This is a genomic window from Rhodococcus wratislaviensis, from assembly GCF_900455735.1.
GTDB lineage: Bacteria > Actinomycetota > Actinomycetes > Mycobacteriales > Mycobacteriaceae > Rhodococcus_F > Rhodococcus_F wratislaviensis.
The window spans coordinates 139,994-153,415 of the sequence record NZ_UAUI01000022.1 but is presented as its reverse complement, the minus strand read 5'-3'; the positions used below and the strand labels follow the sequence as shown (position 1 = coordinate 153,415).

The 13,422-nt window shown below is 67.1% G+C and carries 12 protein-coding genes; 9 read left to right on the top strand and 3 right to left on the bottom strand.

What is annotated here, in order from left to right; translation table 11 throughout:
• Positions 1-46 precede the first annotated feature (46 nt).
• The 9 genes from DTA22_RS23470 (at position 47) to DTA22_RS23430 (ending at position 9,308) form a co-directional block, all read left to right on the top strand.
• Positions 47-562, top strand: a complete 516-nt coding sequence (locus DTA22_RS23470; RefSeq protein ID WP_112301074.1) for a DUF6764 family protein — start codon at positions 47-49, stop codon at positions 560-562.
• Positions 563-655: 93 nt separating this feature from the next.
• Positions 656-1,861 carry a serine hydrolase domain-containing protein gene (locus DTA22_RS23465; RefSeq protein WP_112301073.1) on the top strand — a complete coding sequence of 402 codons (1,206 nt, stop codon included), beginning with the start codon at positions 656-658 and terminating at the stop codon, positions 1,859-1,861.
• 17 nt (positions 1,862-1,878) lie between these two features.
• A complete protein-coding gene (locus tag DTA22_RS23460) occupies positions 1,879-2,100 on the top strand; it encodes a dodecin (protein WP_037232790.1) in 222 nt (73 codons plus the stop codon).
• A 93-nt stretch (positions 2,101-2,193) separates the two neighbouring features.
• Positions 2,194-3,873 carry an FAD-dependent oxidoreductase gene (locus DTA22_RS23455; protein WP_112301072.1) on the top strand — a complete coding sequence of 560 codons (1,680 nt, stop codon included), beginning with the start codon at positions 2,194-2,196 and terminating at the stop codon, positions 3,871-3,873.
• A gap of 169 nt (positions 3,874-4,042) precedes the next feature.
• Positions 4,043-4,963, top strand: coding sequence for a L,D-transpeptidase (locus DTA22_RS23450; protein WP_105421182.1), 921 nt, complete (start codon positions 4,043-4,045; stop codon positions 4,961-4,963).
• A 57-nt stretch (positions 4,964-5,020) separates the two neighbouring features.
• A complete protein-coding gene (locus tag DTA22_RS23445) occupies positions 5,021-5,992 on the top strand; it encodes a carbohydrate ABC transporter permease (RefSeq protein ID WP_409372725.1) in 972 nt (323 codons plus the stop codon).
• Positions 5,989-6,888, top strand: coding sequence for a carbohydrate ABC transporter permease (locus DTA22_RS23440; RefSeq protein WP_112301070.1), 900 nt, complete (start codon positions 5,989-5,991; stop codon positions 6,886-6,888). The genes DTA22_RS23445 and DTA22_RS23440 overlap by 4 nt, the downstream gene beginning before the upstream one ends.
• An 18-nt stretch (positions 6,889-6,906) precedes the next feature.
• On the top strand, positions 6,907-8,226 hold the full coding sequence (locus DTA22_RS23435) for an ABC transporter substrate-binding protein (RefSeq protein WP_112301069.1): 1,320 nt from the start codon (positions 6,907-6,909) through the stop codon (positions 8,224-8,226).
• Positions 8,227-8,243: 17 nt separating this feature from the next.
• On the top strand, positions 8,244-9,308 hold the full coding sequence (locus DTA22_RS23430) for an ABC transporter ATP-binding protein (protein ID WP_037232812.1): 1,065 nt from the start codon (positions 8,244-8,246) through the stop codon (positions 9,306-9,308).
• 3 nt (positions 9,309-9,311) lie between these two features.
• Here DTA22_RS23430 and DTA22_RS23425 read toward each other — a convergent pair whose 3' ends face one another.
• The 3 genes from DTA22_RS23425 to DTA22_RS23415 form a co-directional block, all read right to left on the bottom strand.
• On the bottom strand, positions 9,312-11,261 hold the full coding sequence (locus DTA22_RS23425) for a M13 family metallopeptidase (RefSeq protein ID WP_112301068.1): 1,950 nt from the start codon (positions 11,259-11,261) through the stop codon (positions 9,312-9,314).
• A 76-nt stretch (positions 11,262-11,337) separates the two neighbouring features.
• Positions 11,338-12,318, bottom strand: a complete 981-nt coding sequence (locus tag DTA22_RS23420; protein WP_112301067.1) for a peptidase associated/transthyretin-like domain-containing protein — start codon at positions 12,316-12,318, stop codon at positions 11,338-11,340.
• Positions 12,319-12,409: 91 nt separating this feature from the next.
• Positions 12,410-13,174: a pirin family protein gene (locus DTA22_RS23415; protein ID WP_112301066.1), complete on the bottom strand. Its 765-nt coding sequence runs from the start codon at positions 13,172-13,174 to the stop codon at positions 12,410-12,412.
• Between the last annotated feature and the right edge of the window lie 248 nt (positions 13,175-13,422).

The window sequence follows — 13,422 nt, the reverse complement described above, 5'->3', positions numbered from 1 at the left end:
TCACGTAGGCTCGGGACGGTCGGGTCGGGAACAATGTGAGGTCGCCATGGAACGTACGACAGTCGGTACTGCCGGACTGGTCCTCGGTGTCGTCGCGACGGCACTCGGGATTCTGATGATCGCGCCGGCCACCGCGTCGGCCGTCTCCCTGTCCTGTGTGTCACCACCGGGCCGGGGTGACACCACGGTCGTCGACCGCACCGCGTGCGGGGCCAACGCCGACACGAGCAGTAATTCGGCGGCGTTCGGCACGGACGGTGTCGGTTTCGCCGATGCAGCGCACGCGGGCGCGGCGCTCGGCGCCGGACTGGGCGGCGGTGTCGGTGCGGCCGAGGCGCGTCGTGGCGCCGTCGCCGCGGTGGCGGTCGGGCCAAAGAGCGTCGCGATCGGAACGGTCGACACCGCCGGTCCCGCGCTGGTGCTGAGCGGTCCGGGAGGGCAGGCGCTCGTCGCGGATCCGGCGAAGGGCGTGGTGTGCGCCGGTGGACCGTCGCTCGCGATCAATTTCCTTGCAGGTCAAGCGTGTCTGAGCGACGGCATAACAGTGTGGCGGCTTCCCTGAACGACACCCCGGTCCGCGTCGTATGGTGACGGTAGTCACAATGGGCTGACGCAACTGCCGTAGGACATACGGCAGCGAGATCGGAGGTGGTCGATGACGACCAGCGTTCGAGTTCCCCGGCCCGCGTCCGCACCACGGACGGAGCTGCACGTCGACCCGCGGTTCCTGCCGCTCGCCGACCGGTTCTTCGCGATGTACCGGCAACCTCAGCACGGCGGCGGGGCGCTCACCGCGTACTTCCGGGGTGAGAAAGTCCTCGACATCTGGGCGGGCTGGGCAGACCGCGACCGCCGGTGGGACCGCGACACCGTCGCCCTGTCGTTCTCGACGGGAAAGGGCGTGGCCAGCACGGTCGTCCACCGGCTCGCCGAGCGTCGGCTGATCGACTACGACGCGCCCGTCGCGCGCTACTGGCCCGAGTTCGGCGCCGCAGGCAAGGACGGCATCACCGTCCGCGAACTGCTCACCCACCGGGCCGGGCTGCACAAGGTCCGGGGTCTGATGCGGAGCCCGCTCGATCTCCTCGACTACGACGCCGTCGTCCGGGCCCTGGCTGCCACCCCGGCGGATCCGCGCAGGCTGCGCGGTCCCGGGTATCACGCCGTCACCTACGGGTGGCTGGTGGCCGAACTGATCGCACGCGTCACCGGAAAGCCGTTCGTCCAGGTCGTGCAGGACGAAATCGCAGGCCCGCTCGGCGTCGACGACTTCTGGTATCAGGTTCCCGGACAGCACCGTCCGCGGATCGCGAAGCTGTTTCCGCACATCAACCCGGCCGGACTCAACTGGGAGCTCACGTCGAACGTGCTCTCGCTCGTCGGTCCCACCCGCGGCCTCGCCGAGGCGGCGATGCCCCAGGGGTTCGACGTGCTGGTCCGGAATCCCGCGGTGCACGACGCGGTGATGCCCGGCTGGAACGGCGTGTTCAGCGCGCGGGCGCTCGCGCGCATGTACGGCGCCATCGCCAACGGGGGCAGGCTGGACGGGCACCGGTTCCTGCGCAAGTCCACCATCGCGCAGATGTCGCAGGTGCAGACACACGACCGCGACTACGTCCTCGGTATCCGGCCGCAGTGGTCCCTCGGCTACCACCGGCCGATCCTCGCGTCCCGGGAACAGCCACGGAACGCGATCGGGCACTACGGCGTCGGCGGGTCCGGTGCCTACGCGGACCTCGACAGCGGACTGTCCCTGGGCTTCGTCACCAACCGCCTCGGCAGTTCCCTCACGGCTCTCGGTGATCTTCGTCTGGCCCGGCTCGGTGTCGAGGCGCAGGCGATCGTCCGGAACGGCAAGTAACCACGAAAGGAATCCTGATGAGTGATCACGTGTACCGAGTTGTCGAGGTCGTCGGTTCGTCGAGCGACAGCACCGACGCGGCCATCAAGAACGCCATCGCGCGGACCAACGAGACCGTGCGCAACGTCGAGTGGTTCGAGGTCGTCGAGACCCGGGGTCACGTCGAGAACGGCGCCGTCGCACACTACCAGGTCACAGTGAAGGTCGGATTCCGTGTGGAGCCGGGCGACGCGGTCTGACATCGCGCACGGTTCTCGCGCAAAATTGGAACACGTTATAGTCTGGTGTCACATCTCGACGTCGGACTGCGCGTACTCAGGTAGGGGAGAACCGTGGCTTATGTGATCACGCAGCCGTGCTGCAACGACGCATCGTGCGTCGATGTCTGTCCGGTCAATTGCATCCATCCCACACCGGACGAGAAGCCGTTCGCCACCACGGAAATGCTGTACATCGACCCGGACACCTGCATCGACTGCGGGGCCTGCGTCGAGGAGTGCCCGGTGGAGGCCATCTACGCGGAGAACGACCTCGACGAGGTCGACGAGCCGTACCTCGACATCAACGCGCAGTACTACACCAAACACCCCATCGGCCCCGACTGGCCCGAGCCGCTGAAGCTGCCTCAGATCGACGCAGCCCTCGGCACGCTCCATGTCGCGGTCGTGGGGTCGGGTCCGGCCGCCTGCTACGCCGCGATGGAACTGACCGCGAAGCCGCGCATCGAGGTCGACATCTTCGACCGCCTGCCCACCCCGTACGGGCTGGTGCGCGCCGGTGTCGCGCCGGACCATCCGGGCACCAAGGGCGTCACGGACCAGTTCCGCTCCGTCGTCGGCAAGCGCACGGTGCACTGTCACTTCAACGTCGAAGTGGGCCGGGACGTGAGCCACGAGGAACTGCTCGCACACCATCACGCCGTCATCTACGCGGTCGGCGCGGCAGGCGACCGCGCGCTGGGCATTCCCGGCGAGGATCTGGTCGGCAGCCACGCCGCCACCGAGTTCGTGGCCTGGTACAACGGTCACCCCGATTACGCCGACCGCACGTTCGACCTGTCGGGGGAGCGGGCCGTCATCGTCGGCAACGGCAACGTGGCACTCGACGTGGCCCGCATCCTCGTCACCGATCCGGAGATCCTGGCCAAGACGGACCTCGCGGACCACGCCCTCGAGGCCCTGCGGGCGAGCAACATCCGTGAGGTCGTCATTCTCGGGCGACGGGGCCCCGCCCAGGCCGCCTACACCAATCCCGAACTCCTGCCGCTCGGGCGCATGCCGAACGTGGACATCGTCGTCGACCCGGAGGAAGCGGTGCTCGACCCGGCGAGCCGCGCGTTCGTCGACGGTGACGAGGCCGAGCCGTCGCACCGCCACAAGGTGCGGCAGGTCGAGGAGTTCGCCCGGCGCACCGCCGATCCGGCGAAGAAGCGGATCGTGCTGCGTTTCCTGACATCACCCGTCGAGATTCTCGGCACCGACGCCGTCGAATCGGTGCGCGTCGCGAAGAACGAGTTGGTCGCGGACGCGTCCGGCAGGCTCAGCGCCAAACCGTCCGACGTCACCTCGACCCTGGACACCGGCCTGGTGCTGCGCTCGATCGGCTACCGCGGTCAGCCCGTGGCCGGTATCCCCTTCGACGACCGTCGCGGCGTCATCCCCAACGAGAACGGCCGGGTGATCGATCCGGAGACCGGCGCGCCGGTGCCCGGCGTGTACGTGGCGGGCTGGATCAAGCGCGGACCGACGGGCGTGATCGGCACCAACAAGTACTGCTCCGCGGAGACGGTCACGATGCTGATCGACGACTTCTCCGCCGGGCGGCTCGACGCGCCCGCCGAACGTGAGGCCCTCGACCGGCTGATCGCCGAGCGTGCGCCCGACGCCGTCGACTACCAGGGCTGGCAGCGGATCGACAAGACCGAGCGTGCCGGGGGCAGGGCGGCCGGTCGGACGCGCACCAAGTTGATCACCATCGAGAGCATGCTCGCCGCCGCTCGTGCCGAGACCTGATCGTGAGCGCTTCTTGACCACTCGGTGACACCACCACCCCGCAGGCCGCGGAGCGGCAACGATTGCGGGCAAATTGCTCGCGGCCGGATGATGTGTGTTAATGGCAGTGCGCGATTGGTAGGTCCGTCGGGGACGCGCGTTGCACACGTCGTCGAACGAGAGTGGTCATATGGGCAAGTCAGGAATCGGTTTTTCCAGGAACAAGCACTGGTCTTCGCGCGTTGCTGTCGCACTGACCGGGGCCGTCGTCTCCGGAACTGCGCTGGTCGGGGCCGCACAGGCCGCACCGCTCTTTCCCGGTGGACCGGAGATTCCGAGTCTTCCCACCCTGCCCGGACTGCCCGGCGCGCCGCAGCTGCCGCTTCCCGAACCGGCACCCGCGCCCGCGAACTTCTCGGCTCCGTCCCTCAACCCGGGTGCGGGCGAGGTCGTCGGTGTCGCGCAACCGGTGATCATCCGCTTCAACGAGGCGATCGGCGACCGCGCCGCCGCCGAGCGTGCCATCAAGGTCACCACCAGCCAGCCCGTCGAGGGTGGTTTCTACTGGATCAACGACAGTCAGGTCCGCTGGAAGCCCACCGAGTTCTGGCCCGCGAACACCGAGGTGACCGTGGACGCCGGCGACTCGCACTCCACGTTCACCATCGGCGACGCACTGGTGGCGACCGCGGACGACAACACCAAGCAGATCACCGTCACCCGGAACGGCGAAGTGGTCAAGACCATGCCGACGTCGATGGGTAAGACCGATCACGAGACGCCGAACGGCACGTACATCATCGGCGACAAGTTCCGTGACATGTACATGGATTCGTCCACGTACGGGGTCCCGGTCGACTCGGCCGAGGGGTACCGCACGTACGTCGAGTACGCCACCCGCATGTCGTACAGCGGCATCTTCGTCCACGCCGCACCGTGGTCAGTGGACGCCCAGGGCAACACCAACGTCAGCCACGGCTGCCTCAACGTGAGCACCGAAGACGCCAAGTGGTTCTACGAGAACTCGAAGAAGGGCGACGCCGTGGTCGTGCAGAACACCGCGGGCGGCGTGCTGAGCGGCTCCGACGGTCTCGGCGACTGGAACCGCTGACCCCATCCGACCACGTTCTTCCCGTAGCCCGCACAGTTCAATGTGCGGGCTACGGCAATTTACCGGCTATTCGTAAACGGTCGTCAGACTGCCGCAGTGAGATCGAGTCCGGAACGAACCCTGCCGTCGCCGGGAAAGCAGGGATTGCTCGGGCGTCCGTGGCGGGACCACGCGCTGTTCGCAGCGCTGGTGGGTCCCAATCTGGTTCTGCTCGTTCTGTTCACCTACCGGCCCCTGGTCGACAACATCCGGCTGTCGTTCTTCGACTGGAACATCGCCGACCCTGTCGCCACATTCGTCGGCTGGGGCAACTACCGCGAGTGGTGGAGTCGTCCCGACACCTGGCAGATCGTCGGGAACACCGTGGTGTTCACCGTCGCGACCGTGGTGGGATCGATGGTCGCCGGTCTCGCGCTCGCCATGCTGCTGGACCGTAACCTGCACGGCCGCAACCTCGTCCGCTCGGCTATCTTCGCGCCGTTCGTCATCTCCGGCGCCGCGATCGGCGTGGCGTTCCAGTTCGTGTTCGATCCCCGGTTCGGGTTGATCCAGGATCTGCTGCACCGTGCCGGGGTCGGCTCCGTCCCCGACTTCTATCAGGATCCGCACTGGGCGCTGTTCATGGTGACGGTCACCTACATGTGGAAGAACCTCGGCTACACGTTCGTGATCTACCTTGCGGCACTGCAGGGTACGCGACGTGAGCTGACGGAGGCCGCGGAGATCGACGGGGCGGGCCGGTGGACGACGTTCCGCCGGGTCATCCTCCCGCAGCTGCGTCCGACCACCTACTTCCTCTCGATCACGGTGATGCTGGGCTCCCTTCAGGTGTTCGACATCATCAACGTGATGACCCGGGGCGGTCCACTCGGTACCGGAACCACCACCATGGTGTACCAGGTCTACAACGAGTCGTTCCGCAACTTCCGGGCCGGCTACGGCGCCACCGTGGCCACGATCATGTTCCTGGTCCTGCTCGGGATCACCGTCTACCAGGTGCGGATCATGGATCGCGGTGACGGCCGGTGACCGCGGACACCGTGCGCGATCAGCGCACCGCGGATGTGCCGGTGACGGAAGACCCGGCCCGTGACCATCGCCGGCGGGAAGCGCTCGCGACGGCGCTGGGATACGCCGCGATGGTGGCGGTGCTGGTCATGGTGGCCCTGCCGCTGTACTGGATCGTGATGACGTCCTTCAAGGATCGCCCGGACGTCTACACCATGCCGGTCACCTGGTGGCCCGGAACGTTCCATCCCGAGAACTACTCGGAGGCCACCACGTCGGTGCCGTTCTGGACGTTCCTGCGCAACTCGGTGATCATCACCGGGGTGCTGGCGGTCGTGAAGTTCGGGCTCGGCGTGTTCAGCGCCTACGGGCTGGTGTTCCTGAGGTTCCCGGGCAAGAACCTCGTCTTCCTCGGCATCATCGCCGCATTGATGGTGCCCAACCAGATCACGGTCATCTCCAACTACGCACTCGTCGCCGAATGGGGCTGGCGGAACAGCTTTCACGGCATCATCGTGCCGCTGGCCGGGGTCGCGTTCGGAACGTTCCTGATGCGCAACCACTTCCTGTCGATACCCACCGAGATCATCGAGGCCGCACGGATGGACGGCGCAGGCCACTTCCGGCTGCTGTGGCAGGTGGTCCTGCCGGTGTCGGGCCCCACCATGGTGGCGTTCGCGATCATCACCGTCGTCACCGAATGGAACGAATACCTGTGGCCGTTCCTGATGGCCGACGACGCCTCCGTCGCGCCGCTGCCGATCGGGCTGACCCAACTCCAGAACAACGACGGGCTCACCAACTGGGGTCCGGTCATGGCGGGAACGGTACTCACGATGCTGCCGATTCTCGTGGTTTTCCTTGTGCTGCAACGGCACATGATCAAGGGCCTCACATCGGGTGCGGTCAAGGGATAGCGGAGAACGAGGAGAGACATGAATCGGATGAACCGTCGGGGATTCCTCGGGCTGGCGGGTGCGGTGGCCGCCGGTGCCGCGCTGACGGCGTGCGCCGGGTCGGGGTCGGGCACGTCGGCGCCGTCCGGTGCGGCGGGCGACGCGAACACCATCACGTTCTGGTCCAACCACCCCGGCAAGTCGCAGGACGTCGAACGTGAACTGATCAACCGGTTCCAGGCGAAATACCCCGACCTCACCGTGAACCTCGTCGACGGCGGAAAGAACTACGAGGAGGTGTCGCAGAAGTTCAACGCGGCCCTGTCGGGTGGCGAACTGCCCGACGTCGTGGTCCTGTCGGACGTCTGGTGGTTCAACTACGCCCTGACCGGCGCCATCGAACCGCTCGACGGACTGTTCGGGGAGGTCGGTGTCGACTCCGCCGACTACGTCGACTCGCTGCTCGCCGACTACCTGTTCGAGGGCAAGCACTTTGCCCTCCCGTACGCACGGTCGACGCCGCTGTTCTACTACAACAAGCAGGTGTGGGCGCAGGCCGGTCTGCCCGATCGCGGGCCCGCCACCTGGCAGGAGTTCGACGAGTGGGGTCCCGAACTGCAGCGGGTGATGGGCGGCGGCAAGCTGGCCCACGGCTGGGGTGACGCCAAGAACTACCTCGGCTGGACGTTCGAGGGACCGGTCTGGACGTTCGGCGGGGCGTACTCGGACCAGTGGGACCTGAAGTTCGGCGACGAGAAGACGCTCGCCGCGGGGACGTTCCTGAAGGACATGATCCACACGAAGAAGTACGCGGCCGTGTCGAGCGACATCGCCAACGAGTTCGGCGCCGGCATCCTCGCCTCGACCATCGCGTCGACCGGTGACCTGTCGGGGATCACCGAGTCGGCCGCGTTCGACTTCGGCACCGCGTTCCTCCCCGCGTCGGGCGCGCCCGGCTGCCCGACCGGCGGCGCGGGCCTCGCGATTCCGGCGCGGATCTCCGACGAGCGCAAGAAGAACGCGCTGACGTTCATCGACTTCGTGACCAACGGCGCGAACACCGCGTACTTCTCCCAGAACGTCGGGTACATGCCCGTCCGCAAATCCGCTGTCGAGGACCCGGGCATGAAGGCGTACCTCGACGCGAACCCCAACGCGCGCACCGCCGTCGACCAACTCGCGAAGACCCGGTCGCAGGACTACGCCCGTGTGTTCGTCCCCGGCGGCGACCAGATCATCGGTACCGGACTCGAACAGATCGCGCTGCAGAACGCGGACGTGGCGACGACGTTCGCGGGCGTCGGGACGCAACTCCAGCAGATCATCGACCGCCAGATCACACCCAAGTTGCCTCAGTAGGAGGAGAAGGAACATTCATGGCCCACGTGCAGTTCGCAGGTGTCACCCACCGCTATTCCGGAGCGGATCGACCCGCCGTCGATCGACTGGACCTCGACATCGCGGACGGCGAGTTCCTCGTCCTCGTGGGTCCGTCCGGGTGCGGTAAGTCGACCAGCCTGCGGATGCTGGCCGGCCTCGAGGCCGTCGAGGCGGGCCGCATCGAGATCGGCGGCACCGACGTCACCGCGCTGCCGCCCCGGGCGCGGGACGTGGCCATGGTGTTCCAGAGTTACGCGCTCTACCCGAACATGACCGTCGCCGACAACATGGGTTTCGCGCTCCGCAACGCCGGCGTCGGGAAGGTGGACCGCACCGCGCGGGTGCTGGAAGCGGCGCGGATGCTCGAACTGGAACCGCTGCTGGATCGCAAACCGGCGAAACTGTCCGGCGGGCAACGTCAACGGGTCGCGATGGGCCGGGCCATCGTGCGGCACCCCAAGGTGTTCTGCATGGACGAACCGCTGAGCAACCTCGACGCGAAGCTGCGGGTGAGCACCCGCTCGCAGATCGCGGGCCTGCAGCGCCGGCTCGGCACGACCACCGTGTACGTCACCCACGACCAGGTGGAGGCCATGACGATGGGCGACCGGGTGGCGGTCATGCAGGGCGGCCGCCTCCAGCAGGTCGCCCGGCCCCGCGATCTGTACGACAACCCGGTCAACACGTTCGTCGCCGGGTTCATAGGTTCGCCCGGAATGAACCTCATGGACACCCCGATCCGCGACGGCGTCGCCGAACTGGGCGACTTGCGTATTCCCGTGCCGCGCTCGGCGATCGGAGACGGTTCCGTGATCGTCGGAGTGCGCCCGGAGTCGTGGACGCTGGTGGGGTCGTGGCGCAAGGACTCGTACACGGTCGATGCCGACCTGCTCGAGGAACTCGGGGCGGAGTCCTTCGTGTACGCCTCCGGGACATCCGGGAAGGTGGTGGTGCGGGTGGACCGCACCCGCACCGTCGCCGCGGGGGAGAGGGTGCACCTGCAGCCGAAGCCCGGCGAGGTGTACTTCTTCTCCGCGGCGACGGGGAACCGTCTGCGGTAGTCGCTACCAGATCTTGACGCGCTCCTCCGGATCGAGGTACAGCGCGTCACCGGGCTGGACGTCGAACGCGTCGTGGAACGTGTCGAGGTTGCGGACCACACCGTTGCAGCGGAACTCCGGCGGCGAATGCGGATCGACGGCGAGCCGGCGGAGCGCCTCGGCGTCCCGGGCCTTGGTGCGCCACACCTGCGCCCAGCCGAAGAACACCCGCTGGAGACCGGTGAGACCGTCGAGAACCTCGGGGTCGGACCCTTCCGTCGCGATCCGGTACGCCGCGATGGCGATGGACAGGCCACCGAGGTCGCCGATGTTCTCACCGATGGTGAACTCACCGTTCACTGCGTGGCCGGGCAGCGCCTTCGGCTCGAACTCGTTGTACTGCTCGATCAGCGCCTTCGTGCGCTTGCCGAACTCGGTCCGGTCGTCGTCGGTCCACCAGTCGACCATGTTGCCGTCGCCGTCGTACTTGGCGCCCTGATCGTCGAAGCCGTGGCCGATCTCGTGACCGATGACGGCACCGATTCCGCCGTAGTTGGCGGCGTCGTCGGCTGCGGCGTCGAAGAACGGCGGCTGCAGAATGGCTGCGGGAAAGACGATTTCGTTCATTCCCGGGTTGTAGTAGGCGTTGACCGTCTGGGGTGTCATGAACCACTCGTCGCGGTCGACGGGGCCACCGAGCTTCGCGAGGTCGCGGTCGTACTCCGCGGCGTAGCCGCTGCGGTAGTTGCCGACCAGGTCGTCGCGGGAGATGGTGACGGCCGAGTAGTCGCGCCACTTGTCGGGGTAGCCGATCTTGGGCGTGAACTTCTCCAGCTTGCGCAACGCGGCCTGCCGCGTCTCCGGGCTCATCCAGTCCAGGTCGGAGATGTTGCGCCGGTACGCCTCCTGCAGGTTGGCGACGAGTTCCTGCATGCGGGCCTTCGCGTCCGCCGGGAAGTGGCGTTCGACGTAGAGCTTGCCGACCGCTTCGCCCAGCAGATCCTGAACCAGGGACACGCCGCGCTTCCAGCGCTCACGGATCTCCTCGGCGCCGGTCAGCGTCTTCCCGTAGAACGCGAAATTCTCGTCGACCAGGGCCTGCGTGAGGTACGGGGCGCGGGAGCGGATGACGTTCCACGTCGCCCACGCCTTCCAGTCGTCGAGGTCCTCGGACGTCCACAGCTCGGTCAGGGTAGTGAGGAAGTCGGGCTGGCGGACCACGATCTCGGCGAACTGCTCGGACGTGCCGCCGAGTGCGCCGATCCACGACGACCAGTCCAACCCGGCCGGGAGCTGGTCGAGGGTGAGCAGGTTGTAGCTCAGCTCGGCGTCGCGACGCTTCACGACGTCCCAATGACCTGCCGCGATCTTGGTTTCCAGGTCGAACACGCGCTGCGCGTCGTAATCGACGCCGGCGAGGGCGAACATCTTCGCGATGTGCTTCACGTACGCGGTGCGGATCTCCGCGTAGTCGTCCTGACGGTAGTACGACTCGTCGGGCAGGCCGATGCCCGACTGACTGAAGTGGACGAGGTAACGCTCGGAGTTCTTGGCGTCCGTGTCGACGTAGTGACCGACCGCGCCGCCGACCCCCGTGCGCTGCTGGCGGCCGATGACGGCGGCGAGCGCGGAGAGGTCGTCGGCCGAGGCCACGTCGGCGAGCTCACCGGCGATCGGTGCGAGCCCCGCGGCCTCGACCACGTCCGCGTCCATGAAGCTGCCGTACAGGTCGCCGATGCGCTGGGCGTCGGTCCCCGGCGCCGCGCCGGAGTCCGCCGCCTCCTCGATGATGGTCTGGACGTCGACCTCGGCCTTGTCGTACAGCGTTCGGAACGCGCCGTCGATCGCCCGATCCGCGGGAATCTCGTAGTCGTCGATCCACTTGCCGTTCACGTGGACGAAGAGGTCGTCCTGGGCGCGGGTGTCGTTGTCGAGGTGAGTGAGGTCGATGCCGGAGCGCTGAGCCGTGGTCATGCGTTCCATCCTTACACCGTTCCGCGCCGGGAGGTCCACCACTGCGCTCAGGGCGAAACCAAGGGCCGGGGATCGATCAGACGTCGATGCCGAGGTTGATCGCCGCGAGGTAGCCGTCCGACTGCTTGGCGACGGTCAGCAGGCCGGCGTCGTCGTAGATGCTGTCGGTGGAGTTGTTCACGTTGTTCTCCCGTCCGGTGTGGTCGGAGTACGGCGCGGTCGCGTACACCTCGTCGAGCAGGGCCTCGTCGAAGAACAGCTGGGTGGTGAGCACCGTCTTCTTGTCGATGTGCACCTTGAGGTGGATGTGGGTGGTCCGGCTGATGTACCAGCCGGGGAAGACGGTGGTGAACTGGGCGATGCCGTTCGCGTCCGTGGTCTGGGCGCCGCGCAGGTAGGTGCCGTCGTCCGTGGTGGTGGCCTCGCTGTCGCCGACGCTGTAGGACCCGTCGGACGTCTCACCGGAACCGCCGGACATGTCGCCGCCGGGGCCACCCGCACCGGGGCCACCCGCACCGGGACCACCGGGACCACCGGCCGGGGGCTGGCCGCCACCGGGTCCGCCTGCCGGCGGCGCGCCTGCGGGGGCGCCGTTGCCGCTGAGGTCCGCGGCCTTGGAACCCGACTCGAAGCCGGAGTACACGCCGCCCGCGTCGCAGTGCCAGATCTCCACGACGGCATTGCTCACCACCGCGGCGGAGCCGTCCGCGGAACAGTTCGTCAGGTCCTGCACCCGCAGTGCAAGCTGCAGGTCCGTGCCCGGCCGGTCTTCGCGGATGTCGCTGCGGATGGAGTCGACGTCGAACCAGTACGGTCCCTGCGTCTCCTCGACGGCCAGGACGCACTGCGGTGCCTGGTCGAGCAGGGCGGTCACCGTGTCGGCGCTCGTCGTCGTGGCACTGGATGCGGTTGCGGTCGACGTGGCCGATGCCGACGTGCTGCTGCTCCCGTTTCCGGTGCAGGCGGCGATGAGCCCACCCAGACTCACCGTTCCACCGACCGCCAGCGCGCGGCGGCGGCTGATGCGCAGACGGCTCTTCTCGACGTCCTTGTTCACTATGCGTACCTCTCCATGATCGGGCTGTGACCCGATCGTGGCGCACGAACCTGCGCGCAGCGTGCCGTCCGGCTGTGAACTTGCTGGGAACTCACCCGCCGAGGCGGGCGTGCATCTCCCAGACGAGGACCTCGGCGCCGGAGTGCGAGGTGACCTGCTGGCCACCGGAGGCGCTCAAACGGACGGCGTCCCCCTCGTACAGGGTGCCGACACCCTCCATCTCGGCGGTGCCCCGGGCCACGAAGACATGGAGGAACGGCGCTTCGGGAAGCGTCACCGATGCGCCGGGGAAAAGTCGCGCGACATGCAGAGCCGCGTGCTTGTTGCTGATCCGGATCGCCGAATTATCCTTGTATTCCGGCATTCCGGACGCAACGGGCACGAGCCCGCCCTTGAGGATCTCGTCCTCGATCTCGAGTTGTTCGTAACCCGGAGTGAGGCCGGCTTCGTCGGGTACCACCCACATCTGGACGAAATGCACCGGCTCGTGGTGCTGCTCACCGTCGAGGCGCCAGCTGTCGTTCTTCTCGGAATGCATGATGCCCTTGCCTGCGCTCATGCGTTGCGCAAGGCCGGGATAGATGATGCCGGAGTGGCCGATCGAGTCCTGGTGCACGAGCGAGCCGCGCAGCACCCACGTGACGATCTCCATGTCCTTGTGCGGATGCGTGTCGAATCCCTGACCGGGGAGCACGGTGTCGTCGTTGTTCACGAGAAGCAGACCGTGGTGTGTGTTGTCGGGGTCGTAGTGCTGGCCGAAGGAGAACGAATGCTTCGAATCCAACCAGGAAATCTTGGTTTTCAGCCGATCGCCGGCGCGATGAACATAGACGTGAGGGGTGGTGACTGCTGGCATATCGGTCCTCCTTCGGGTGGTACCCGGTCCAGAGTACGAGGTGCCGGCTGCGGGTACTCGCAAGACGGTGTCGATTGTGCATCGAATTCATCGCCTACCGGCAGCGGTGGAGGACCCGCGTCGAAGGCGAAATGAGGTTGCGCAGTGCGACATTGGAGTACCGAGCGCTCGTAAGGCGATGTTCGGCAACAGCTTTCGCCGACGGTGGGAAAAGCGTGAAAGACGGGCGTCCAGTTCGTGCCGCCGCG